This window comes from Paracoccus aerius (genome assembly GCF_014656455.1).
GTDB classification, from domain to species: domain Bacteria; phylum Pseudomonadota; class Alphaproteobacteria; order Rhodobacterales; family Rhodobacteraceae; genus Paracoccus; species Paracoccus aerius.
In genome coordinates, this window is record NZ_BNCL01000001.1 from 285,818 (window position 1) to 308,235 (window position 22,418).

General features: G+C 66.7%; 22 protein-coding genes and 2 tRNA genes. 8 read left to right on the top strand and 16 right to left on the bottom strand.

Annotated features, from left to right (window positions below):
* Positions 1-7: 7 nt before the first annotated feature.
* From olsA to IE224_RS01480, 3 genes are all read right to left on the bottom strand, one after another.
* The gene (olsA, locus tag IE224_RS01470) at positions 8-871 is read right to left on the bottom strand and encodes a lyso-ornithine lipid O-acyltransferase (RefSeq protein ID WP_308434831.1); all 864 of its coding nucleotides are present in this window, start codon (positions 869-871) and stop codon (positions 8-10) included.
* The gene (gene olsB, locus IE224_RS01475) at positions 868-1,677 is read right to left on the bottom strand and encodes an L-ornithine N(alpha)-acyltransferase (protein ID WP_229849198.1); all 810 of its coding nucleotides are present in this window, start codon (positions 1,675-1,677) and stop codon (positions 868-870) included. Before olsB ends, olsA begins: the two co-directional genes overlap by 4 nt.
* A gap of 127 nt (positions 1,678-1,804) precedes the next feature.
* The gene (locus IE224_RS01480) at positions 1,805-1,984 is read right to left on the bottom strand and encodes a DUF3553 domain-containing protein (protein WP_167622169.1); all 180 of its coding nucleotides are present in this window, start codon (positions 1,982-1,984) and stop codon (positions 1,805-1,807) included.
* Between the two features lie 38 nt (positions 1,985-2,022).
* Here IE224_RS01480 and IE224_RS01485 point away from each other — a divergent pair, with 38 nt between their 5' ends.
* Positions 2,023-2,646: a histidine phosphotransferase family protein gene (locus tag IE224_RS01485; protein WP_191307400.1), complete on the top strand. Its 624-nt coding sequence runs from the start codon at positions 2,023-2,025 to the stop codon at positions 2,644-2,646.
* Positions 2,647-2,668: 22 nt separating this feature from the next.
* On the opposite strand, the gene IE224_RS01490 is transcribed toward IE224_RS01485, so the two are convergent.
* The 4 genes from IE224_RS01490 to IE224_RS01505 all read right to left on the bottom strand — a co-directional run bounded on the left by IE224_RS01490 (position 2,669) and on the right by IE224_RS01505 (position 5,378).
* A complete protein-coding gene (locus IE224_RS01490; protein ID WP_191307402.1) occupies positions 2,669-3,925 on the bottom strand; it encodes a glutamate-5-semialdehyde dehydrogenase in 1,257 nt (418 codons plus the stop codon).
* A gap of 81 nt (positions 3,926-4,006) precedes the next feature.
* Positions 4,007-4,083, bottom strand: a tRNA-Asp gene (locus IE224_RS01495).
* A gap of 23 nt (positions 4,084-4,106) precedes the next feature.
* A tRNA-Asp gene (locus IE224_RS01500) sits at positions 4,107-4,183 on the bottom strand.
* A 67-nt stretch (positions 4,184-4,250) separates the two neighbouring features.
* Positions 4,251-5,378, bottom strand: a complete 1,128-nt coding sequence (locus IE224_RS01505; RefSeq protein WP_191307404.1) for an anhydro-N-acetylmuramic acid kinase — start codon at positions 5,376-5,378, stop codon at positions 4,251-4,253.
* A gap of 59 nt (positions 5,379-5,437) precedes the next feature.
* Between IE224_RS01505 and tyrS the strand changes: the two genes are divergently transcribed.
* Together tyrS and IE224_RS01515 are read left to right on the top strand one after the other, a co-directional pair.
* Positions 5,438-6,682 (top strand): tyrosine--tRNA ligase, encoded by a 1,245-nt coding sequence (gene tyrS, locus IE224_RS01510; protein WP_191307406.1) that lies wholly within the window; start codon positions 5,438-5,440, stop codon positions 6,680-6,682.
* Between the two features lie 120 nt (positions 6,683-6,802).
* Entirely contained in the window at positions 6,803-6,943 is a 141-nt protein-coding gene (locus IE224_RS01515; RefSeq protein WP_191307408.1) for a hypothetical protein, read from the top strand.
* Positions 6,944-7,004: 61 nt separating this feature from the next.
* Here IE224_RS01515 and IE224_RS01520 read toward each other — a convergent pair whose 3' ends face one another.
* The 6 genes from IE224_RS01520 to IE224_RS01545 all read right to left on the bottom strand — a co-directional run bounded on the left by IE224_RS01520 (position 7,005) and on the right by IE224_RS01545 (position 12,475).
* Entirely contained in the window at positions 7,005-7,961 is a 957-nt protein-coding gene (locus IE224_RS01520; RefSeq protein ID WP_191307410.1) for an SPOR domain-containing protein, read from the bottom strand.
* A gap of 69 nt (positions 7,962-8,030) precedes the next feature.
* The gene (gene upp / locus IE224_RS01525) at positions 8,031-8,663 is read right to left on the bottom strand and encodes a uracil phosphoribosyltransferase (RefSeq protein ID WP_167622176.1); all 633 of its coding nucleotides are present in this window, start codon (positions 8,661-8,663) and stop codon (positions 8,031-8,033) included.
* On the bottom strand, positions 8,660-9,619 hold the full coding sequence (locus IE224_RS01530) for an adenosine deaminase (protein WP_191307412.1): 960 nt from the start codon (positions 9,617-9,619) through the stop codon (positions 8,660-8,662). The genes upp and IE224_RS01530 overlap by 4 nt, the downstream gene beginning before the upstream one ends.
* A complete protein-coding gene (locus IE224_RS01535) occupies positions 9,616-10,803 on the bottom strand; it encodes a phosphopentomutase (RefSeq protein WP_191307414.1) in 1,188 nt (395 codons plus the stop codon). The genes IE224_RS01530 and IE224_RS01535 overlap by 4 nt, the downstream gene beginning before the upstream one ends.
* Positions 10,800-12,083, bottom strand: a complete 1,284-nt coding sequence (locus IE224_RS01540; RefSeq protein WP_191307415.1) for a thymidine phosphorylase — start codon at positions 12,081-12,083, stop codon at positions 10,800-10,802. Before IE224_RS01540 ends, IE224_RS01535 begins: the two co-directional genes overlap by 4 nt.
* A complete protein-coding gene (locus IE224_RS01545; RefSeq protein ID WP_167622180.1) occupies positions 12,080-12,475 on the bottom strand; it encodes a cytidine deaminase in 396 nt (131 codons plus the stop codon). The genes IE224_RS01540 and IE224_RS01545 overlap by 4 nt, the downstream gene beginning before the upstream one ends.
* Before the next feature lie 126 nt (positions 12,476-12,601).
* Between IE224_RS01545 and IE224_RS01550 the strand changes: the two genes are divergently transcribed.
* The 3 genes from IE224_RS01550 to IE224_RS01560 all read left to right on the top strand — a co-directional run bounded on the left by IE224_RS01550 (position 12,602) and on the right by IE224_RS01560 (position 17,445).
* On the top strand, positions 12,602-14,881 hold the full coding sequence (locus IE224_RS01550; protein ID WP_191307417.1) for an NADP-dependent malic enzyme: 2,280 nt from the start codon (positions 12,602-12,604) through the stop codon (positions 14,879-14,881).
* Between the two features lie 233 nt (positions 14,882-15,114).
* Positions 15,115-17,010, top strand: coding sequence for a propionyl-CoA synthetase (locus tag IE224_RS01555; protein ID WP_191307419.1), 1,896 nt, complete (start codon positions 15,115-15,117; stop codon positions 17,008-17,010).
* Positions 17,011-17,064: 54 nt separating this feature from the next.
* A complete protein-coding gene (locus IE224_RS01560) occupies positions 17,065-17,445 on the top strand; it encodes a VOC family protein (protein ID WP_191307421.1) in 381 nt (126 codons plus the stop codon).
* Here IE224_RS01560 and aroA read toward each other — a convergent pair.
* Positions 17,442-18,773 (bottom strand): 3-phosphoshikimate 1-carboxyvinyltransferase, encoded by a 1,332-nt coding sequence (gene aroA, locus IE224_RS01565; RefSeq protein WP_191307423.1) that lies wholly within the window; start codon positions 18,771-18,773, stop codon positions 17,442-17,444. The genes IE224_RS01560 and aroA overlap by 4 nt on opposite strands.
* A gap of 110 nt (positions 18,774-18,883) precedes the next feature.
* Between aroA and IE224_RS01570 the strand changes: the two genes are divergently transcribed.
* Entirely contained in the window at positions 18,884-19,558 is a 675-nt protein-coding gene (locus tag IE224_RS01570) for a DNA alkylation repair protein (protein WP_191307425.1), read from the top strand.
* Here the strand turns inward: IE224_RS01570 and IE224_RS01575 are convergent.
* Positions 19,546-20,049 (bottom strand): hypothetical protein, encoded by a 504-nt coding sequence (locus IE224_RS01575; RefSeq protein ID WP_229849199.1) that lies wholly within the window; start codon positions 20,047-20,049, stop codon positions 19,546-19,548. The two genes, IE224_RS01570 and IE224_RS01575, sit on opposite strands and share 13 nt — an antisense overlap.
* Positions 20,050-20,155: 106 nt before the next feature.
* Here IE224_RS01575 and moaA point away from each other — a divergent pair, with 106 nt between their 5' ends.
* Positions 20,156-21,163: a GTP 3',8-cyclase MoaA gene (gene moaA / locus IE224_RS01580; protein WP_191307427.1), complete on the top strand. Its 1,008-nt coding sequence runs from the start codon at positions 20,156-20,158 to the stop codon at positions 21,161-21,163.
* 74 nt (positions 21,164-21,237) lie between these two features.
* On the opposite strand, the gene ispG is transcribed toward moaA, so the two are convergent.
* Positions 21,238-22,368, bottom strand: coding sequence for a flavodoxin-dependent (E)-4-hydroxy-3-methylbut-2-enyl-diphosphate synthase (gene ispG, locus IE224_RS01585; protein ID WP_167622188.1), 1,131 nt, complete (start codon positions 22,366-22,368; stop codon positions 21,238-21,240).
* Positions 22,369-22,418 lie beyond the last annotated feature (50 nt).

Below are 22,418 nucleotides of genomic sequence, written 5' to 3' on the forward strand. Positions count from 1 at the left end.
CAAGCGATCAGATCCGAAGCCCCTGGCGCACCGCATCCTCGGCGGCGGTGGAAAGCGTCTTTCGGCTTTGCCCCACGACCGGGATCGGGTCATGCATCACCACCGTCACGCATCCCTGCCGGCGCATGGCCAAGACCGCCAGCAGATGCGGGCCCAGATCCATGTCGCCCCACCAGCCGTAGAAGCGGGGATCGGCCCCCTGCGGGGCGCGATAGACGGCGCTGACCGGCTGGATGGCCAGCCCTTCCGGCAGCGCGGGGTCCAGAAAGCCCTGGAACAGCGTGGGCTTGAAGGGCAGCATCCGCAGCCCGTCGGTCGAGGTGCCCTCGGGGAAGAACAGCAGCCGGTGGCCAGCGCGGACGCGTGCGGCGAATTCCTGTGCCTGGGCCTGGGCAAGCCGGGGGTCGCGGATCACGAAATGGGTGTTGGTGACGCGCGTCAGGATGTTGATTCCGGGCCAGCCCGCGACCTCGGCCTTGCTGACGAAGAAGACCGGCATCGCGGCGTTCAGGACCAGGATGTCCAGCCAGCTTGAATGGTTCGCGACCACAGCACCGGGGCCGCGCATCGGGCGCCCGACGCGCCGCCAGCGGATGCCCATGCAGGCCAGGACCATGCGGCAGACCCATTGCACATGCGGCCCCGTCCAGGGACGGCGCTGACCGTGGAACAGCCGCTCGATCCCTCGCAACGGCAGGATCAGCAGCACGCCCAGCAGCAGAACGAGGATGGCCCCGGAACCGCGCCGCAGCACGCGCAGCCAGTCTCGCAGCCCTTCGGGACGCGACATCGGCGGCGGAACATCGTCGTGCCATGCAGGCACGGTCCCGGCAGGCTGGGGCTGGGCAGGTTCGGGTGACGGGGCGTTCATTGAGGCTGCCAGCGGCTTTCGTAGAACTGGCGGTGCTTGTCGGACATGGCCTTCGTGTCCATCAGCAGGAAGACGTCGGTCGTGTTGAAGGCGCGGTCGATGAACGCCCCCTCGCCCACCATGCCGCCAAGGCGGAGATAGGCCTTGATAAGCGCGGGCATCCCGATCAGCGCCTCTCGCCGGTCAAGACGGTCGGCGGGGATCAGGTCCATGCGGTGGAACCCCTGCGGCCGGGCGCGGGGGCGCAGGTCTGCGGGGGCGAGGTGGTGATGGTGCAGCCAACTGAGCGAGGGCGCCAGCATCGCCGGGTCGGTGCCGTGGAAACTGGCGACGCCGAACAGGATCTGGATACCGTGATCCAGCACGTAATCCGCAAGGGCGTTCCACATCAGGAACACGCCTGCCCCGCCACGGCAGGCCGGATCGACACAAGACCGGCCCAGTTCCAGCACCGGCCGCCCACTGTCGCGCAGCGGCGTCAGGTCATATTCAGCGTCGCAGTAGAACCGGCCGAACCGTTCAGCCTGGTCGCCGCGCAGCAGCCGATAGACGCCCACCACATGGTCCAGATCCTCGGCGGAACGGCGGTTGTCGATGAGGCACAGGTGATCGACGACCGGATCGAACTCGTCGCGTTCCAGCCGAAGATCGTGATCGACCATCGCGCCATCGCCGCCCAGTTCCTCGATGAAAACGCGATAGCGCAGGCGCTGCGCGGCCAGAAGGTCCTGTTCCGACACCGCAAGGCGGATATCGAAGAAGGACGGTTCAGAGGTCGGGCGGGCGGCTGCGGCTGACATCGGCATCGGACCCTCTCTAGGGGCGGCGGCCGTGCATTGCAACAATGCAGCAGCGGAACCGTCGCGACGAGCCGTCCGTCAAAGACTGCTTGCGGAAAACAATCAATGGTTGCAATCGTTTCCGCATGACGCCCTAGCTGCCATGTGACCAGACGATATCCAGCGACACCCGCCTGCCGTCGATGACCTGCTTTCCCGCCTCGGCGAAATTGACCGTGATGCGGTCGCCGATGCGGGATTGCACCTGCCCCTCGCCCCATTCTGGCGCGCCGGGGTGGCGGACGATCATGCCGGGTTCAAGGATCTCGTTCACGGGCAGCCCCCTTGTGACTTTGTGAAAGGTAATGCCGCATGATCCAGGATACAACGCGCATCGCGCAGCCCGATCTGGCGCAACTGCTGGGTTCGCGGCTGTGCCATGACCTCGTCTCGCCCCTGGGCGCGATCGGGAACGGGGTCGAGCTGCTGGAGATGTCGAACGACTTTCCCGGCATCGGGGCCAGCCCCGAGTTGAAGCTGATCGCCGAATCCGTGGCATCGGCGCGGGCGCGGATCCAGCTGTTCCGTGTGGCCTTCGGGCAGGCGCAGGGCGATCAGCGCATGTCGCGCGCGGGACTTGCGCAACTGCTGGACGGATTTTCAGGCCAGGGCCGCCTGCGCGTGACGCTGGAGGCCGAAGGCGACTTTGCCAGGATCGAGCTGCGCATGATCATGCTGGCGATGATGTGCATGGAAAGCGCCCTGCCCTGGGGCGGCAGGGTCACGATCACCCATGCTGGCAGCGCCTGGCGGCTGAGCGGCGAGGCCGAGCGGGTCAAGCAGGATCCGTCCCTGTGGGCTTGGTTGGGCGGCGCCGATCCGCGCAGCCCAGCACCGTCCGAGGTTCACTTCGCCCTGCTTGCCCAGGCACTTGCCGCTGCCGGCCGCAGGGCCGAGTGGGATCTGGACGAGAAAGGCGCCAGGATCGCCTTCTGATCCAGCCCCTTTCTTGGCCGGATCAGGCGCGGACCGTCCCGTCGCCCTTCACCAGATATTTGAAGCTGGTCAGTTGCTCGGCCCCCACCGGGCCGCGCGCGTGCATCTTGCCGGTGGCGATGCCGATCTCGGCGCCCATGCCGAACTCGCCGCCGTCGGCGAATTGGGTCGAGGCATTGTGCATCAGGATCGCGCTGTCCAGGCCGGCGAAGAAGCGCCGCGCGGTGGCCTCGTCCTCGGTCAGGATCGATTCGGTGTGCTGGCTGCCATAGCGGCGGATATGGGCAATGGCCCCGTCGACGCCATCGACCAGCTTCGCGGCCATGATCATGTCCAGGAACTCTTGCCCGAAATCATCGGGCTGCGCGGCGACGGTGCCGGGGATGCGGGCCAGATCGCCCTCGGCCCGGACCTCGACCCCGGCGGCCAGAAGCGCCTGCACCAGATCCGGGCCGTGGGCGTCGAAATAGCTGCGGTCGATCAGCAGGCATTCTGCGGCGCCGCAGATGCCGGTGCGCCGCGTCTTGGCATTCAGGACCACGCGCCGGGCCTTTTCGGGATCGGCCTTTGCATCGACATAGATGTGGCAGATGCCTTCCAGATGCGCGAAGACGGGAACGCGCGCCTGCTGCTGGACAAGGCCCACCAGTCCCTTGCCGCCCCGCGGGATGATCACGTCGATAAGGCCCTGGGCCTGCAGCATGGCGCTGACGGCGGCGCGGTCGCGGGTGGGGACAAGCTGGATGGCAGCCTCGGGCAGGTCCGCCTGGCGCAGACCTTCGACCATGCAGGCATGGATCGCCTGGCTGGAATGCAGGCTTTCGGAACCGCCCCGCAGGATGACGGCATTTCCCGACTTCAGCGCAAGGGCGCCCGCGTCGGCGGTGACGTTGGGACGGCTTTCATATATGACCCCGATCACACCGATGGGGGTGCGGACCCGCTGGATGTGCAGCCCGCTGGGACGGTCCCATTCGGCCACCACCTCTCCCACCGGGTCGGGCTGCTGGGCCACTGCGCGAAGCCCGTCCTCGATCCCCTTAAGGCGGCTTTCGTCCAGGCGCAGGCGATCCAGCATCGAATCGGCCAAGCCCTTGTCGCGTCCGAATTGCATGTCCCTGGCATTCGCCGCCAGCACCGCCTCGTGGCTGGCCGCCAAGGCATCGGCTGCGGCGATCAGGGCGGTGCGCTTGGCTTCAGGGCTTGCCTGCGCAAGTTCGATCGCGGCGCTGCGCGCGGCATTGCCCAAGGTTTCGATCAGCGCGGTTGAATCAGTCATGCCCTATCCCCTGCCCGATGTTGCAGCGGCCTTGTCTTAGCGAAGATCGGGAGAGGGCGTTAGACCCAAAAGGCAATGAAATGGCGCGGTTGACGGGGCTCGAACCCGCGACCCCCGGCGTGACAGGCCGGTACTCTAACCAACTGAGCTACAACCGCGCATTTCATGGCGATGGTGTGTGTGGCGCGGTTGACGGGGCTCGAACCCGCGACCCCCGGCGTGACAGGCCGGTACTCTAACCAACTGAGCTACAACCGCACACTCACCACCCCGACCAGATCGCCCGCCGGGGTGAGGGGCGGTTTACGCAGACCGATCGCCCCCGTCAAGGGCGCGTCGGAAATAATTCGCGCCGCCTCCGCGGATAACTGATCCGCCCCCCGCAGCAAGGATCCGGAACGGCGGTGGTGGAGGGCCCCGAGGTCGGCAGGCCGCGCATGACGCGGGCGGCCAGCCAGCCGAAGGCCTGCGCTTCCAGCATGTCGCCGTCCAGACCCGCGGCTTCAACCGGCTGCACGTCGCAGGGCAAATCCCAGGCCAGCCGCGCCATGATCGCAGGGTTGCGCCGCCCGCCGCCGCAGACCAGCACCGTTGCGGGGATCTGCGGCAGCCAGCGAAAGCCCGCGGCGACCGATCCTGCCAATGCCGCCACCAGGGTCGCCGCTGCATCGGCATCGGGCAGGGGATCGACTGCGGGGCCCAGGTCTGCGAACTGGTCGCGGTCCAGCGACTTCGGCGGTTGGCGGTCGAAGAACGGGTGGCGCAGGAACCGGGCGACGATGTCCATGTCCGCCGTCCCTGATGCGGCCAGCCTGCCGTCCCGGTCATGGCTTTGGCGCAGCCTGCGGCGCATCAGGTCGTTCAAGGGCGCGTTTGCCGGGCCGGTGTCGAAGGCAAGGCAGGCACCCGGCGTTTCCGGCGCGGGGGCTTGCGGATCGACCCAGGTGATGTTGCCGACCCCGCCCAGGTTCAGGAAGGCGACCGGCTGCGCGGGCAGCAACCCCTGCCCCACGGCCCAATGCGCACAGGCCCAGTGGAAGAAGGGTGCCAAAGGCGCGCCCTCGCCCCCGCAACGCACATCCTCGCTGCGAAAGTCCCAGACCACCGGGCGATCCGCCTGCCGGGCAAGCCAGGCGCCGTCGCCCGCCTGGTGGGTGCCCCTGCCCTGCGGATCATGGGCCAGCGTCTGGCCGTGATAGCCGATCAACTGCGCTTCGGGGAAACCCGAGGCCATTGCGGCATGGCTTTGGACAGATATCGTGGCTGCGTCCTCGACCCCTGGTTCACCGGGCCAGCGGCCAAGCGCAGCGTGCAGCACCGCCGATTCGTTGTCGGAATAGGCGCAAAAGGCGCTGCGGCCGAAGCCGGCGATCCGCACGCCGTCCGTCTCGATCATCGCCGCGTCCACCCCGTCCATTGAGGTGCCCGACATCATTCCCAGAACCCGGATCATCGCGCTTTTCCTTCCCTGTCCCAGCCGGTATATCCCCGGCGATCAGAAGGAAAAAGCCGATGACCTACAGCCCCAAGTCCGATTTCCTGCGCGTCATGTTCGAACGCGGCTATGTGGCCGACTGCACGGATTATGCGGCACTGGACCAGGCGCTGCTGGAAGGCTCGGTCACGGCCTATATCGGCTATGACGCGACGGCGGCGTCGCTGCATGTAGGGCACCTGCTGAACATCATGATGCTGCGGTGGTTCCAGAAGACCGGCAACCGTCCGATCACGCTGATGGGCGGCGGCACGACCAAGGTGGGCGACCCCTCCTTCCGGTCCGAGGAACGCCCGCTGCTGGACGAAGCTGCGATCCAGTCGAACATCGACGGAATGCAGCAGGTCTTCGCGCGCTATCTGTCCTATGGCGACGGCGCTGCGCTGATGTTGAACAACGGCGAATGGCTGGACGGGCTGAACTACCTGGAGTTCCTGCGCGACATAGGGCGGCATTTCAGCGTCAACAGGATGCTGTCCTTTGAATCGGTGAAGTCCCGGCTGGATCGCGAACAGTCGCTGTCCTTCCTAGAGTTCAACTACATGATCCTGCAGGCCTATGACTTCCTGGAACTGCACCGCCGCTATGGCTGCCAGCTTCAGATGGGCGGGTCGGACCAGTGGGGCAACATCGTCAACGGCATCGACCTGACGCGCAGGGTGGACGATGCGGTGATCTGGGGCCTGACTTCGCCGCTGCTGACGACCAGCGACGGGCGCAAGATGGGCAAGTCGGCAGGCGGCGCGGTCTGGCTGAACGGGGCGATGCTGTCGCCATATGAGTTCTGGCAGTTCTGGCGGAATACGACCGATGCCGATGTGGGCCGCTTCCTGAAGCTGTATACCGAACTGCCGGTCGAGGAATGCAACCGCCTGGGCGCGCTGCAGGGGTCCGAGATCAACGAGGCCAAGGTTCTGCTGGCCAATGAGGTGACGTCCCTGCTGCACGGCCCGGACGCCGCCGCAAGCGCCGAGGCCACCGCCCGCGAGGTTTTCGAGCAGGGCGGCGCAGGCGGCGACCTGGAGGTTGCGTCGATCGGTGCGGACGCCTTGGCAGGGGGCATGACGGTTGCGCAACTTCTGGTGCAGACGGGAATCACAGCCTCGGGGAAGGAAGCCAAGCGACTGATCGCCGAGGGCGGCTTGCGGTTGAACAACGATCCGGTGTCCGATCCGCAGCTTGCAGTGGATGCGGCGCTGATCGGCGGGGGGCTGAAGGTGTCGGTGGGCAAAAAGAAGCACCGGATGGTCCGGATCGGCTGATGCAGCGGCTGCATGGCAGCCCTGCATCGCTGCGGTGCGGCATTGCGCCGCTGGACAGTTCGCGCCGCCATACCTATCTGACGGATCGGGAGGGGACACTCCGACCCGAAAGACAGGACAATGGCAGACAACACCGCTCAACCCCTCAGCATCACCGCCCGCAAGCTTGCGGCGCAGGCAGATGCCGTGCTGGACCAGATGTTCGGCTATTTCACGCGCGAGGAAGCGCCCCGCGTGATCGAAACCCGCCGCGCCGCCTGAACCAAGGCTAGACCAGCAGGATTTCCCGGGGGCGTTCGCGCCCCCTTTGCATGTCCAGGGCTTATCGCGCGACTGAGCGGGGAAAGCCGTTTGCGCGCAACCGGTTCAGCGCCCTGACCAGTGCCTGCCGATCCGCGAATGGCCCCGCGAGAATCGCCTTGCCGGCCTTGTCCCCCACCTTCTGATCGCGCTGCGCCGTGCGAAAGCCCTGTTGCGACAGGGTTCGCAGGGCGGCCTGCGCGTCGGCCTGATCGGTGAACGTCCCTATCTCCACATAGCGCGCATTGGCAGGAATCACTTCGGCCGAGGAAGGGGGGGCAACTTGGGGGGCGGCTGGCCTGCGCGTCACTCCCTTTCCTTTGACGGCCTTTCCCGTCTTGTGGACGGGCGATGGATCAACCGGTGTGCGGGCCGTGGCGACGGGTTCGGGCAATGGCGTCTCGGACGCAGACTGTGGTTTCGTCACGGCAACGGTCACCGGCTTCAGTTCGGGCGCGGTCATGCCGGGACACAGCCCCTGCGTGACATCGCCACCGATAACCGAGACAGGTCCATCGGCAGGCCGATAGCCGAGGCTTTCGCACAAACCCTTGGGTGCCGGACCGGCCAACATGCTGCGCATTCGCCTTTCGACCGCAAGCTGGTCCTGCACCTGCGCGTCAAGCACCGCTTGTTCCGGGTCAGGCGGCACATCCGGCAGGGGCACCGCAGGCTGGCCGGAAGCAAGGTCGCCGGCCCGCAGGCCTTCGGCCAGCATATCTGCCAAGGCCTCCTCGGGCGAGGGGATCGCGGCTACGTCTGCGCCCGTTTCGGCGCCCTTGCTGGGGGGGAAACCGCAGATCGGCGTGCCTGCCTTGTCCAGGCGCGGCACCCAGGCCTCAGCCTCTCGGACGAAGACGCAGCCGGTCCGGTCGATATACTGCGCGCCCGGGAAATCCCCGGGCGGGGGCGGCTCGGGCGCGGCCCGAACCTGCCCCGGCAGCAAGAGCACCATCACCAGCAAACCCAGGACCCACATCCGCCACCCGCGATTCTGTTTCGTGGGCCCAGCATTACGGGCATCGCATGAACCTGGGGTTAACGCCGCCTATTTCGTGCCGAACATCCGGTCGCCCGCATCCCCCAGGCCCGGCACGATATAGCCGTGATCGTCCAGCCTTTCGTCCAGCGATGCGGTATAGATCGGCACGTCGGGATGGGCCTGGCGCATCCGCTCGACCCCCTCGGGCGCGGCCAGAAGACACAGGAAGCGCAGGTTCGTCGCGCCCCGCGCCTTCAGCATGTCGATGGCCGCCACGGATGAATTGCCCGTGGCCAGCATCGGATCGACGACGATCGTCAGACGCGCATCCAGTTCCTTGGGAACCTTGCAGTAATATTCGACCGGCATCAGCGTTTCGGGGTCGCGATACATGCCAACAAAGCCCACCCGGGCCGAAGGGATCATCTCGAGGATGCCGTCCAGCAAGCCGTTGCCCGCGCGCAGGATCGAGATCAGCGCCAACTTCTTCCCTTCCAGAGTGGGGGCATCCATTTCGCAGATCGGCGTCTCGATCCGGGTCGAGGTCAGTTCAAGCTCTCGCGTGACTTCATAGGCCAGAAGCAGGCTGATCTCGCGCAGCAGGCGGCGGAAGCCTGCGGTGGACACGTCCTTCTTGCGCATGATCGTCAGCTTGTGCTGCACAAGCGGGTGGTCGATGACGGTCAGGTGCTGGTTCACGGAAACTCCTTCAAAAGCCGGTCGCGGGTGGCAGGGTCGCAGAACACGGCCTCGGCTGCCCAGCGATTGATTTGCATGAACTCCGTATCGCCCCAAGCGAAGGTGTCGGCAAGCCGGTCGTATTCGTGACGCATCGTCGTGTGGAAGAACGGCGGATCATCGGTCGATACGGTGACCCGGACCCCCGCATCGGCAAGCCGCGCGACGGGATGGGACCGCCAGTCGGGATAAACCCCAAGCGCGACATTCGATCCCGGGCAGACTTCCAGGGTCACCGCCTTGTCAGCCAGTTCGCGGACAAGCCCCGGATCCTCGGTCGCGCGGACGCCGTGGCCGATCCGGGTGCAGCCAAGCGAGAGGGCATCGCGGATGCTCTCCGGGCCGCGCCATTCGCCCGCATGGCAGGTCAGGCCCAACCCCGCCTCTCGCGCGCAGTCGAAGGACCAGGCGTAATCGGTTGCGCGGCCGACGGATTCGGCCCCGCCCATGCCAAAGCCGGTTACCCAACCGCCCGCGGTTTCGGCGGCGCAGACGGCCGTCCTGCGGGCCCGATCGGGGCCGAAATGGCGGATGGCGGTCAGGATGGCGCGGCTGTCGATGCCCTGGGCGCTGGCCGTGTCCGCGACCTCGACCATGGCGGCAAGGTAATCGCGCCATGCGGACAGATCGGCCCCGCCGCAGAATTCGGGCGAGACGAAGAGTTCGGTATAGATCACGCCTTGCTCGGCCGAATGCTCCAGCACTTCGGCCAGCAGGCGGGCAAAGTCGCGCGGCGTCCGCAGCACGCTGGTGGCGGCTTCGTAGCAGCGCAGGAACCCCTCGAATCCGTCATAGGCATAGTTTCCGCGCTCGTCGAAGACGCCGGACAGGTCGGCGTGCTTTTCGGCCGCCAGGCCCCTGATGAAGGCAGGCGGGGCGGCGCCTTCCAGATGCAGGTGCAGTTCGATCTTCTTCACAGGAACGACCTTCCATGATCGGGCGGCGGCAGGCCCAGATGCTCCAGGACCGAGGCGCCGATGTCGCTGAAACCGACCAGTCCCACGTCCTTTGCGCCCAGGCCATGACCCAGAACGGCGACACGCTCTCGGGTGTGGTCGGTGCCGTGCCAGGACGGGTCATTGCCGTGATCGGCGGTGAAGATCGCCAGATCGCCGGGGCGCAGGCTGGCCATGAAGCGGCCGGCGATGCCGTCGAACCATTCAAGCTGCGCGGCATAACCGGGAATGTCGCGCCGGTGGCCGAAATTGGTGTCGAACTCGACGAAGTTGGCGAAGGTCAGGCTGCCGGGTTCGGCTTCCTTGCCAAGCCGGATCAGATGATCGGCAAGATTGGCATCGGACTTGCCCTTGTGCAGGTGGCTGATGCCGCGATGGCTGAAGATGTCGCCGATCTTGCCGATGGCATGGGTCACGCGTCCCGCCCCTTGCGCGATGTCCAGGATGGTCCGTCCGGGCGGTGCGATGGCAAAATCGCGGCGGTTTCCAGTGCGCCGGAACGCGCCAGGTGTCTCACCTAGAAAGGGCCGCGCGATCACGCGCCCCACGCGCATCGCGTGCAGCATGGGCGCGAGGGACTGGCACAGGGCGATCAGCCGGTCCAGTCCGAAATGGTCTTCATGCGCGGCGATCTGAAGCACGCTGTCCACCGACGTATAGCAGATGGGCCAGCCCGTCCGGATATGCTCGGCCCCGAAATCCTCGATCACCTGGGTGCCCGATGCATGGCAGTCGGCCAGGATCCCCGTGGTGCCCCCCAAATCGCAGATGCGCGCCGTTACCTCGGGCGGGAAGGCAGGCGTCCTGTTCGGGAAATAGTGCCAGTCCCATGGGACAGGCACGCCCGCGATCTCCCAATGACCCGAGGGAGTGTCCTTGCCCTTGGAAATCTCGGTCGCGGCGCCCCAGAGGCCTTGGGAAGGGACCATAAGCCCCGGCGCATCCTGGCCCGAGGCCAGCCTGACGGCAGCCCCAAGACCCAGCCGGGCGAGGTTCGGCATGTTCAAGGGCCGCGCTTGCGCGATGTGACCCACGGTATTTGCGCCGGTGTCGGGGCGCGCGCCGTTGAAGAAGCGATCGGCATCGGGCGCGCCGCCTATGCCCACGCTGTCCATCACCACCAGGAAAGCCCGCCGTTCCGTCACGGCGCGATCCTGTCGCGAACAAGCGGGCCGGGATCTGCGCCCTCGCCCAGGCTGTAAGCGGCGGCAACGGCGGCAACCGCGACCTCGGCCGCGGTGTCGTCGGCGGCATGGACCAGGGCCAGGGGGCGGCCGGGGCCGACCTGTTCGCCAAGCTTCGCCAGCATCGACAGGCCGACGCGAGGGTCGATCGCCTCGCCCGCGCGGACACGGCCACCGCCAAGGGCGACGACGGCATGGCCAAGCGCGGTCACGTCGATCTGCGCAACCCGCCCTTCGGACGCGGGAACCGGGCGGGTGACGGGGGCCGCCGCCAGATGCGCGTCGGGACGGTCCACCAGGTCCGATGGCCCGCCCTGGGCCGCGACCATGCGGCCGAACGCCTCGGCCGCGGCCCCGGAATCCAGCAGGCCCGCAAGCCCTTCGTCGCCCTGCCCGACCAGGGCAAGCACTTCGGATGCAAGGGCCAGCGTCAGGTCGCGTAGCGCCCCGGCCTCTCCGCGCAGGACGCAGATCGCCTCGGCCACCTCCAGCCCGTTCCCGGCGCTGCGGGCCAGGGGTTGGTCCATGTCGGTAATAAGTGCGGCGGTGGGGCAGCCCGCGCCATTGGCGGTTTCCACCAATGCCTGGGCAAGCCGATGCGACGATTCAGCCTTGCGCAAAAAGGCGCCCGAGCCCGCCTTCACGTCCAGCACAAGCGCCTGCAGCCCCGCCGCCAGCTTCTTGGACAGGATCGAGGCGGTGATCAGGTCGATGGACTCCACCGTCGCCGATTCGTCGCGGATCGCGTAAAGCCTCCGGTCGGCGGGGGCGAAATCGCCGCTGGCCGCGACGATGGCGCAGCCCGTGGTGCGAACGATGCGGCGGAAGTCATCCTCGGGCTGGTCGCAGCGGTATCCCGGGATCGCCTCGAGCTTGTCCAGCGTGCCGCCGGTATGGCCCAAGCCACGCCCTGAAATCATCGGCACGAACATGCCCCGTGCCGCCAGCAAAGGCGCAAGCACAAGGCTGACCGTGTCGCCGATGCCGCCCGTCGAATGCTTGTCCACCACTGGCCCCGGCAGATCCCAGTACAGGACATGACCCGAATCGCGCATTGCGCGCGTCAGCGCCACGCGGCCCGGCACGCCGATGCCCCGGGTCAGGACGGCCATCGCGAAGGCGCCCGCCTGGGCGTCGCTGACTGACCCATCGGCCAGGCCCTGCGCGATCAGCGCAGCCCCCGGACCATCCAGTCCGCGACCGTCCCGGATCGCCGCAATGACGGGCCGAGGATCGGTCATTCAGCCTTGGCCATGTGGCCGGCGTCGAAACGCCCCGGCAGCAATTCGCCAACGGTCGTCGCCAGCGTCGCGCCTTCGGTGGTCGCCAGAAGCACCGGCGTGTCATGCCGCCCGAACTCCGCCAGCTTCTGGCGGCAGCCGCCGCAAGGGGGCACGGGCGACGGACTGTCGGCGATCACCGCGACCTCGACCAACTCGGTCTCGCCCCCGGCGACCATTGCCGCAATGGCCCCGGCCTCGGCGCAGGTGCCTTCGGGATAGGCCACGTTTTCCACGTTGCAGCCGCGATAGACGGTGCCCGACGCGCCACGGATCGCCGCGCCGACCTTGAACTTGGAATAGGGGACATAGGCCATCTCGCGCACCTCGCGGGCGGCATCCAGCAGCGACATCGGCGGCTCCTTTATCTTCTGGCGGCAGTTTCGCGCAGGGTTGCCGCTAACGCAAGCCGAAGGCTCCTGTTCCCTGCCGAAGAAATGGTTTAACGCTGAACTAACTTGCAGACCGAGGGGGCCGAGATGGAAGAACGCAGACAGGACAATGCCCGGCAAGAGGCTTTGGATTATCACGAATTCCCGCGTCCGGGTAAGCTGGAGATCCGGGCCACCAAGCCGCTGGCCAACGGACGCGACCTGAGCCGCGCCTATTCCCCCGGCGTGGCCGAAGCCTGCCTGGAGATCCAGGCCGATGCCGCCAATGCCAGCCGCTACACATCACGCGGGAACCTAGTGGCGGTGGTGTCGAACGGCACGGCGGTCCTGGGCCTGGGAAATATCGGCGCTGCGGCCTCGAAGCCCGTGATGGAGGGCAAGGCTGTCCTGTTCAAGAAGTTCGCCAACATCGACTGCTTCGACATCGAGGTGAACGAATCCGACCCCGAGAAGCTGGCCGACATCGTCTGCGCGCTGGAACCCACCTTCGGCGCGATCAACCTTGAGGACATCAAGGCGCCCGACTGCTTCATCGTCGAGAAGCTGTGCCGTGAACGCATGAACATCCCCGTCTTCCACGACGACCAGCACGGCACCGCGATCGTCGTCGGCGCGGCGGCGACCAACGCGCTGCATGTCGCGGGCAAGCGGTTCGAGGATATCAAGGTCGTCTCGACCGGCGGCGGGGCGGCGGGGATTGCCTGCCTCAACATGCTGCTGAAGCTGGGGGTGAAGCGCGAAAACATCTGGCTTTGCGACATCCATGGCCTTGTCTACAGGGGCCGGGTCGAGGACATGACCGTCCAGAAAGCGGCCTTTGCCCAGGAAACCGAGGCGCGGACGCTGGTCGAAGTGATCGACGGCGCGGACCTGTTCCTGGGCCTTTCCGGTCCCGGCGTGCTGAAGCCCGACATGGTGGCCCGGATGGCCCGCCGCCCGATCATCTTCGCCCTGGCCAACCCGACGCCCGAAATCCTGCCCGACGACGCCCGTGCCGTTGCACCCGACGCGATCATCGCCACGGGCCGCAGCGACTTCCCGAACCAGGTGAACAACGTCCTGTGCTTCCCCTTCATCTTCCGGGGCGCGCTTGACGTGGGCGCGACCACGATCAACGCCGAGATGGAGCTTGCCTGCATCGAGGGCATCGCCGCACTTGCCCGTGCGACCACGGCGGCCGAGGCCGCTGCCGCCTATCGCGGCGAGACGCTGACCTTTGGGGCCGAATACCTGATCCCCAAGCCCTTCGACCCGCGCCTTGTTGGCGTGGTCAGTTCCGCCGTGGCCCGGGCCGCGATGGAAACCGGCGTCGCCACCCGTCCCATCGCCGACCTGGAAGCCTACAAGCGCAAGCTGGACAGTTCGGTCTTCCGGTCCGCCCTGATCATGCGCCCGGTCTTCGAGGCCGCCGCCACCGCCACCCGCCGCATCGCCTTCGCCGAGGGCGAGGAGGAACGCGTCCTGCGTGCCGCCAATGCCATGCTGGAGGAAACCACCGACGTGCCGATCCTGATCGGCCGCCCCGAGGTCATCGCCATGCGCGCCGAACGCGCGGGCCTGCCGATCCGCCCCGAGCGTGACTTCGAGATCGTGAACCCCGAGAACGATCCCCGTTACCGCGATTACTGGGAAACCTATCACCAGCTGATGGCGCGGCGTGGCGTCAGCCCCGACATCGCGCGGGCGATCATGCGCACCAACACCACCGCCATCGCCGCCGTCATGGTCCATCGGGGCGAGGCCGACAGCCTGATCTGCGGCACCTTCGGCCAGTATTCCTGGCACCTGCGCTATATCCGCGAGATCCTGGCGCGCGACGGGTTGGCCCCGGTCGGCGCGCTGTCGATGATCATCCTGGAAGACGGGCCGCTGTTCATCGCCGACACCCAGTGCCACGACGACCCGACGCCCCATCAGGTCATGGAGACGGTCATGGGCGCGGCGCGCCATGTCCGCCGCTTCGGCCTGACACCCAAGATCGCGCTGTGCTGCCATTCGCAGTTCGGCAACCTCGACACCTATACCGGCCGCAAGATGCGCGAGGCCATGGCCCTGCTGGACGCCCGCAAGCCGGACTTCATGTATGACGGCGAAATGCACGTCGACTCGGCGCTGAACCCTGCCCTGCGGGAACGCATCTTCCCCGGTTCCCGTCTGGAAGGGGTGGCGAACGTGCTGGTCTTTGCGGGCACCGACGCTGCCTCGGGCGTCAGGAACGCGCTGAAGATGCGCGCCAACGGGCTTGAGGTCGGGCCGATCCTGATGGGCATGGGCAACCGCGCCCATATCGTCACACCTTCGATCACGACGCGCGGCCTGCTGAACATGAGCGTGCTGGCCGGCACCCCGGTCGCCCATTACAGTTGAAGGGCCAGGCCGGGCGATTCGGATCCGCTTCGCCCGGCATGCTGCAGATGCAGCGCTGCATTTGCAAAGAAGTCGGGCCGGCATGGGTCGTTTTGCAGCGCCCATGACTTTGCAAATGGTCCTGCAGTGCATTTGCTAAAAACGTCGTCCTCACCCTCACCTTCTCCGCTAACATTGTTGCGCGGAAGCCCTGTCGCTGCGTAACACAGCGGCAGGAGTGAGGAGACACAACCATGTCGTATCGCGACACCTATGCCGGATGGCAGGCCGATCCCGAAGGCTTCTGGATGGAGGCAGCCCGCAAGATCGACTGGGAGCGCCCGCCCAGCCGGGCCTTCTTCGACCAGGGTCCGGCCGGGGAATGGTATGCCGACGGGATGCTGAACGCCTGCTGGAATGCCGTGGACCGCCATGTCGAGGCGGGGCGCGGCGACCAGCTTGCCATCATCCACGACAGCCCCATCACCCGGTCCTGCCGGGGCATCACATACGCCGAGTTGCGCGACCGGGTCGCCAGCCTTGCGGGGGCGCTTCGCTCGAAGGGGATCGAAAAGGGCGACCGGGTCATCATCTACATGCCGATGGTCCCCGAGGCACTCGAGGCGATGCTGGCCTGCGCCCGCCTTGGCGCGATCCATTCCGTCGTCTTTGGCGGTTTTGCGGCGCATGAACTGGCAGTCCGCATCAACGACGCCACGCCCAAGGCCATCATCGCCGCCTCATGCGGGCTGGAACCGGGCCGCATCGTTCCCTACAAGCCGCTGCTGGATCGCGCGATCGAGGAAGCGACCCACAAGCCAGCCTTCTGCGTGATCTTCCAGCGTGAACAAGAGGTCGCGCATCTGATCGAAGGCCGCGACGTGGCCTGGCACAGCTTCCAGTTCGGCGTCGAACCTGCGGAATGCGTTCCGGTCGAGGGCAATCATCCGGCCTATGTCCTCTACACCTCGGGCACGACGGGACAACCCAAGGGCGTGGTGCGTCATACCGGCGGGCACATGGTCGCGCTCGCCTGGTCGATGAAGAACGTCTATGGCATCGACGCGGGCGACGTCTTCTGGGCGGCATCGGACGTCGGTTGGGTCGTGGGCCACAGCTATATCTGCTATGGCCCGCTGGCCGTTGGCGCCACCACCATCGTGTTCGAGGGCAAGCCCGTGGGCACCCCCGACGCCGCCGCCTATTGGCGCGTGATCCAGAACCATCGGGTCAAAAGCGTGTTCAGCGCGCCAACCGCGATCCGCGCCATCCGCCGCGAGGATCCGGAAGGAAAGCTGATCGAGGATTACAACCTGCGCCACTTCAAGACCCTGTACCTGGCGGGCGAACGCGCCGACCCGGACACGATCCAATGGGCCGAGGAAAAGCTGGGTGTTCCCGTCATCGACCACTGGTGGCAGACGGAAACAGGCTGGCCCATCGTCGCGAACCCCGTGGGGATCGAGCTTCTGCCGGTAAAGCGCGGCAGCCCGTCCGTCACGCTGCCGGGCTATGACGTGCAGGTCCTGGACGAGGCAGGGCACCCGCTTCCCGCCGGCACCCTGGGCGCGGTCGCCATCAAGCTGCCCCTGCCCCCCGGAACCCTGCCGACCCTGTGGAACGCCGAGGACCGGTTCCGCAAGTCATACCTGTCGCACTTCCCGGGCTACTATGAGACCGGCGATGCGGGCTATATCGACGAGGACGGCTACCTCTACATCATGGCCCGCACGGATGATGTCATCAACGTCGCGGGCCACCGCCTGTCCACCGGCGCAATGGAGGAGGTTCTTTCCGCCCATCCGGCGGTCGCGGAATGTGCGGTCATCGGCGTGGCGGACAGCCTGAAGGGGCAGATGCCGCTGGGGTTCCTGTGCCTCAAGAAGGGCACGAACACGCCCAACCAGCAGGTCGTGAAGGAAGTCGTGGGCATGGTCCGCGACCAGATCGGCCCCGTCGCGGCCTTCAAGACCGCCTGCGTCGTGGACCGCCTGCCCAAGACCCGCTCGGGCAAGATCCTGCGCGCCACGATGGTCAAGATCGCCGACGGTCAATCCTTCAAGACGCCGGCCACCATCGACGATCCGGCAATCCTTGACGAGATCGCGACCGCGCTGCGGGCGGTGGGATATCCGCAGCACGCGAGCTAACAAAAGTTCCCTGAACCAACGGGGCGCCTTCGCGTTTCAGTCGCGGAGGCGCCCATGACCGAAAAAGCGACCCAATTCATTGATCATGTTCATCTGAGGGTGGCGCATTTCGACAAGGCCAGGACATTCTACCTGGCGCTGTTCGATGCCCTTGGCCGAAGCGATCAGGCCGACAGCGGCCGGGACTGGCTTGAACTGGACGGGTTCTACCTGGACCAGGCCGATGTTGATGCCCCGCCAAGCCGGATCCACCTTGCATTCCGTGCCCGGTCTCGTGCAGAGGTCCATGCTTTCCACAAGGCCGGGCTGCAGGCAGGGGGCACCGACAACGGCGCGCCCGGCCTGCGCGATTATCACCCTGGTTATTTCGCGGCGTTTCTGCTCGACCCCGACGGCAACAACATCGAGGCCAAGTTCGACGAACGCGGGGTCTAGCCCAGGTCTGCGCCAAGCCCCTGCATCAAGGGCACGAAGGACGGGAACGAGGTCGCGATGGGCGATCCGTCGTCCACCGAAACCGGCGCGTCGGCCGCAAGGCCCAGCACCATGAAGGACATGGCAATGCGGTGGTCCAGGTGGGTGACGGCCGTGCCGCCGCCGGGCACCGACGCCATGCCGTAAACGGTCATGCTGTCATGCGTTTCCTCGACCCGCACGCCATTGGCTTCCAGACCCCGCGCCATCGCGTCGATCCGGTCGCTTTCCTTCACCCGCAGCTCGGCCACGCCGTTCATCACCGTTGCGCCTTCGGCAAAGGCTGCGATCACTGACAGGATCGGAAACTCGTCGATCATGCTGGCTGCGCGTTCGGCGGGAACCGTGACGCCCTTCAGTGGGCCGTGGCGGACCACCAGGTCGGCCACGGGCTCGCCACCTTCCTCGCGCGGGTTCTCGAAGGTGATGTCCGCGCCCATTTCCAGCAGCGTGACATAAAGGCCGTCGCGCGTCGGGTTGCGGCTGACGCCGGGAACGCGGATTTCGGAACCGGGAACCACCAAGGCCGCGGCGACGGGAAAGGCCGCGCTTGACGGATCACGCGGGACGGCGACGGGCTGTGCCCGCAGTTCGGGGCGTCCTTGCAGCGTGATCACATGGCCTTCGGCCGTGGTTTCGGTGCGGATATCCGCGCCAAAGCCCGCCAGCATCCGTTCGGAATGATCCCGGGTGGGTTCGGCCTCGATCACCACCGTCTCACCCGGGACATTGAGGCCCGCCAGCAGGATCGCCGACTTGATCTGCGCACTGGCCACCGGCGTGCGATAGCGCAGGGGCAGCGGATCGGCCGCGCCCTGTATCGTGATGGGCAGCCGCCCGCCTTCCCGCGCGGTGATCTGCGCGCCGAACAGGGCCAGCGGATCTGTCACCCGCGCCATCGGGCGGCGCGACAGGCTGGCGTCCCCGGTGAAGGTCGCGGTGATCGGCGTCGTGGCCATGGCCCCCATGATCAGCCGCACCCCGGTGCCCGAATTGCCGCAGTCGATCACGCCCTCGGGTTCGGAAAATCCTCCGACGCCGACGCCGTGGACGCACCACTCGCCCTCGCCCAGCCGTTCGACCTGCGCGCCGAAGGCAGCCATCGCCTTGGCGGTGTCCAGAACGTCCTGCCCTTCCAGCAAGCCTGTGATCCGCGTCTCGCCCACCGACAGCGCACCCAGGATCAGCGCCCGGTGGCTGATCGACTTGTCGCCCGGCACCTGGGCCGTGCCGCGCAGCGGTCCGCTGCGGCGGGCGGTCATCGGGCGGGGTTCGGACGAATGGGACATGGGCACACCTGTTGATTGCGCGGTTCTTTTAGCGCCACCACCCTTGTCCGGCCAGCCCGTTCTTGCACCCGGCCACCCGGCTTTCTAGAAGCGCGGGAACGGAGGTTCCCATGACCGAACTGGATGCGCTGAAAGCCCTGGCCGATCCCGAAAAGGCCGAACAGATGCTGACCTATCACAAGGCGCCCAGGGTCTACCTTGGGGTGGCGAACCCGCAACTGGACGATCTGGTCGCCGAATGGCGGGCGTCGCGGGATGTCGATGACCGCGTGGCGCTGGCGCGGGGCTTGTGGGACAGCGACATCCATGAAGCCCGCGTGGCTGCTGCCAAGCTGTTGACGCAGGCGCGCATCCGCCCCGACAAGGCCGTCTGGTCGCTGATCGCGGGCTGGGTGCCCGAATTCGACGGCTGGGCCATCGCCGACAGCGCCATGATCGCCGGACAGAAACGGCTTGTGGCCGATCCTGCAAGGCTGGACGAGGTGGAGGCCTGGCTGGCCCACCCCAACAAGTGGACCCGCCGCGCCGCCCTGGTGGGCACCCTGCCCTGGGCCAAGATGAACAACCCCAAGCCTGCTGATCTGGCCGCCCGCGAACGCGTCCTCGGCTGGGCCGCGCAGCTTGCCAATGACCGCGACTGGTTCATCCAGAAGGCCATTGCCTGGTGGTTGCGCGACCTGTCGAAACGCGATGCGCCCCGCGTGCAGGCCTTTCTGGCCGATCACGGGGCGCTGATGAAGCCTTTCGCGCGCAAGGAAGCGCTGAGGCTGGTTCAGGACCGATAAACCTCGATCGAGGGTAGGTCGGTCAACGAAACGCCCAGCAGTTGCAGCGCGGGCAGCGATACCTGCGACCCGCCGCTTTCTGGCCCGTCCAGCGGGATCAGGTCCACCTTGGCCGACTTGCCGGTGCTGGGATCGACGATCCGGCCCAGCCCGCGTTCCTTGACCAGAGGCGTCTTGATCCAGAAACCGCCCTCGGACGGATTGCCCAGCGACGCGATGGTGGTGCCCAGCCGGGTTTCGGCAGCTTCGGCGGGTCTTGCGGCTGCCGCGCGCTGTTCGGGCGTGGTCGTGTCAAGCTGCGCAGCAGTCGCGCGTGCTGCCGGCCGCGGCGCAGGGGCCCGGGTCACCGCAGTGGCGGCTGCGACCTGCTCGGCCGTCATCTGGGTAGCCGGAGCCTCGGCGGGGCGGCTGGCTATCATCGCGCCCGGGGTGCAACCCGCCAGCAGTCCCCCGGTCAGGATCAGCGTCGGAATGGCGGTGGTGATACGCATGGGTCGTCCCTTCTGTCCCGTTTCCGGGTCAGCCTAGCCTGCCCTGCGCGGCCGCACCAGACCATGGCGCCTTGCCTGCGGAAGCCCGCGCGCCTAGATTGGGGCCATGCAGCAAGCGGCCCCCCTTATCGACCCCTTCGCCCGGCCGATCACCTATCTTCGGGTATCGGTCACGGATCGCTGCGATTTCCGCTGCGTCTACTGCATGGCGGAACACATGCAGTTCCTTCCCAAGGCCGATCTTCTGACGCTTGAGGAACTGGACCGCCTGTGCAGCGCCTTCGTGGACCTGGGCGTCCAGAAGCTGCGCATCACCGGGGGCGAACCCCTGGTCCGTCGCAACATCATGAGCTTTTTCCGCTCGATGTCGCGCCATCTGGGCAAGGGCCTGGACGAACTGACCCTGACGACCAATGGCAGCCAGCTTGGCCGCTTTGCCAGCGAGCTGGTGGACTGCGGGGTCAGGCGGGTCAACGTGTCGCTCGACACGCTCGATCCGGACAAGTTCGCGGCGATCACCCGCTGGGGCCGTCTGGCGCAGGTGCTGGACGGCATCAAGGCCGCGAAGGCCGCGGGTTTAAGCGTCAAGATCAATGCCGTCGCGCTGAAGGGCGTGAACGACGCCGAGCTTTTCGACCTCGTTCGCTGGTGCGGCGACGAAGGCCACGACCTGACCTTCATCGAGGTCATGCCGATGGGCGACCTGGGGAACGAGGACCGGCTGGATCAATACTGGCCGCTGTCGGACCTGCGGGCACGCCTAGTCGAACGCTTCACGCTGATCGACATGGCGGAACGGACCGGCGGCCCTGCCCGCTATGTCCGGCTGCAGGAAACCGGGCAGAAGATCGGCTTCATCACCCCCCTGACCCACAATTTCTGCGAAAGCTGCAACCGCGTGCGCCTGACCTGCACCGGAGAGTTGTTCATGTGCCTGGGCCAGGAAGACCGCGCCGACCTTCGCGCCCCGCTCAGAGCGTCACCTGAAGATGCGGTGGTCAAGGACTCCATCCGCGCGGCCATTGCGCACAAGCCCAAGGGCCACGACTTCGACTATTCCCGCCAAACCGTCGCGGGCCAGATGTCCCGCCACATGAGCCATACCGGCGGCTGACGCGCTTCATCTTCTGTGCCGAGATATCCTCGGGGGTCCGGGGGGCGAAGCGCCCCCGGCCGCCGCGGCATCCATCACTCGGCAGCCGTCTGCGCGCCTGCTTCCGCTTCGATCTTCTCGGCACGGTCCTCGACCAGTTGCACGATATGGTCGATCATCTGCTCGTTCGTCATCTTGTGGCTTTGGCGGCCTGCCAGATAGACCATGCCGCTACCCGCGCCGCCGCCGGTAAAACCGATATCGGTCATCAGCGCCTCGCCCGGACCGTTGACCACGCAGCCGATGATCGACAGCGACATGGGGGTCTTGATGTGCTCCAGCCGCTTTTCAAGCGCCTCGACGGTGCGGATCACGTCAAAGCCCTGCCGCGCGCAGGACGGGCAGGAAATGATCTGCACCCCCCGCGTCCGCAAGCCAAGCGACTTAAGGATCTCGAACCCGACCTTCACCTCCTCGACCGGATCGGCGGACAGGCTGACGCGGATCGTGTCGCCGATGCCCATCCACAGCAGGTTGCCAAGCCCGATGGCCGACTTCACCGTGCCGCCGACAAAGCCCCCGGCCTCGGTGATGCCCAGATGAATCGGTGCATCCGTCGCGTCCGCCAGTTGCTGATAGGCGGCGGCGGACAGGAACACATCCGAGGCCTTCACGCTGATCTTGAATTCGTGGAAATCATTGTCCTGCAGGATCTTGATATGATCCAGCCCCGATTCCACCATCGCGTCCGGGCAAGGCTCGCCATATTTCTCCAGCAGGTGGCGTTCCAGCGATCCGGCGTTCACGCCGATGCGGATGGAACAGCCGTGGTCCTTGGCCGCCTTGATGACCTCGCGCACGCGGCTTTCGTCGCCGATATTGCCTGGGTTGATGCGCAGGCAGGCGGCGCCCGCCTCGGCGGCCTCGATCGCGCGCTTGTAGTGGAAATGGATGTCGGCCACGATGGGGACCGGGCTTTCGCGGCAGATCTCGCGCAGCGCGCGGGTCGTCTCCTGGTCGGGCGCGCTGATGCGGACGATATCAGCACCGGCATCGGCGGCGCGGATCACCTGGTCCAGGGTCGCGCGCACGTCATGTCCGTTGGTATTCGTCATGGTCTGCACGCTGATCGGGGCATCGCCCCCCACAGGCACATTGCCGACCATGATCTGTCGGGACTTCCGCCGCTCGATATTGCGCCAGGGACGGATCGGGTTCAGCGACATGCAAGGCCTCCGCGGGTTCGCATCTTGCAGATAAGCCATCCGGGCCAAGG

What these genes read in the sequence shown, in the direction of transcription:
- IE224_RS01520 (WP_191307410.1), bottom strand. Translation starts at nt 7,961, where the DNA reads ATGTGGGTCCTGGGTTTGCTGGTGATGGTGCTCTTGCTGCCGGGGCAG.
- IE224_RS01555 (WP_191307419.1), top strand. Translation starts at nt 15,115, where the DNA reads ATGTCGTATCGCGACACCTATGCCGGATGGCAGGCCGATCCCGAAGGC.
- tyrS (WP_191307406.1), top strand. Translation starts at nt 5,438, where the DNA reads ATGACCTACAGCCCCAAGTCCGATTTCCTGCGCGTCATGTTCGAACGC.
- IE224_RS01485 (WP_191307400.1), top strand. Translation starts at nt 2,023, where the DNA reads ATGATCCAGGATACAACGCGCATCGCGCAGCCCGATCTGGCGCAACTG.
- IE224_RS01575 (WP_229849199.1), bottom strand. Translation starts at nt 20,049, where the DNA reads ATGCGTATCACCACCGCCATTCCGACGCTGATCCTGACCGGGGGACTG.
- IE224_RS01490 (WP_191307402.1), bottom strand. Translation starts at nt 3,925, where the DNA reads ATGACTGATTCAACCGCGCTGATCGAAACCTTGGGCAATGCCGCGCGC.
- IE224_RS01570 (WP_191307425.1), top strand. Translation starts at nt 18,884, where the DNA reads ATGACCGAACTGGATGCGCTGAAAGCCCTGGCCGATCCCGAAAAGGCC.
- moaA (WP_191307427.1), top strand. Translation starts at nt 20,156, where the DNA reads ATGCAGCAAGCGGCCCCCCTTATCGACCCCTTCGCCCGGCCGATCACC.
- aroA (WP_191307423.1), bottom strand. Translation starts at nt 18,773, where the DNA reads ATGTCCCATTCGTCCGAACCCCGCCCGATGACCGCCCGCCGCAGCGGA.
- ispG (WP_167622188.1), bottom strand. Translation starts at nt 22,368, where the DNA reads ATGTCGCTGAACCCGATCCGTCCCTGGCGCAATATCGAGCGGCGGAAG.
- IE224_RS01505 (WP_191307404.1), bottom strand. Translation starts at nt 5,378, where the DNA reads ATGATCCGGGTTCTGGGAATGATGTCGGGCACCTCAATGGACGGGGTG.
- IE224_RS01545 (WP_167622180.1), bottom strand. Translation starts at nt 12,475, where the DNA reads ATGTCGCTGCTGGATGCCGCCCGCGAGGTGCGCGAGATGGCCTATGTC.
- olsA (WP_308434831.1), bottom strand. Translation starts at nt 871, where the DNA reads ATGAACGCCCCGTCACCCGAACCTGCCCAGCCCCAGCCTGCCGGGACC.
- IE224_RS01540 (WP_191307415.1), bottom strand. Translation starts at nt 12,083, where the DNA reads ATGACCGATCCTCGGCCCGTCATTGCGGCGATCCGGGACGGTCGCGGA.
- olsB (WP_229849198.1), bottom strand. Translation starts at nt 1,677, where the DNA reads ATGCCGATGTCAGCCGCAGCCGCCCGCCCGACCTCTGAACCGTCCTTC.
- IE224_RS01515 (WP_191307408.1), top strand. Translation starts at nt 6,803, where the DNA reads ATGGCAGACAACACCGCTCAACCCCTCAGCATCACCGCCCGCAAGCTT.
- IE224_RS01560 (WP_191307421.1), top strand. Translation starts at nt 17,065, where the DNA reads ATGACCGAAAAAGCGACCCAATTCATTGATCATGTTCATCTGAGGGTG.
- IE224_RS01550 (WP_191307417.1), top strand. Translation starts at nt 12,602, where the DNA reads ATGGAAGAACGCAGACAGGACAATGCCCGGCAAGAGGCTTTGGATTAT.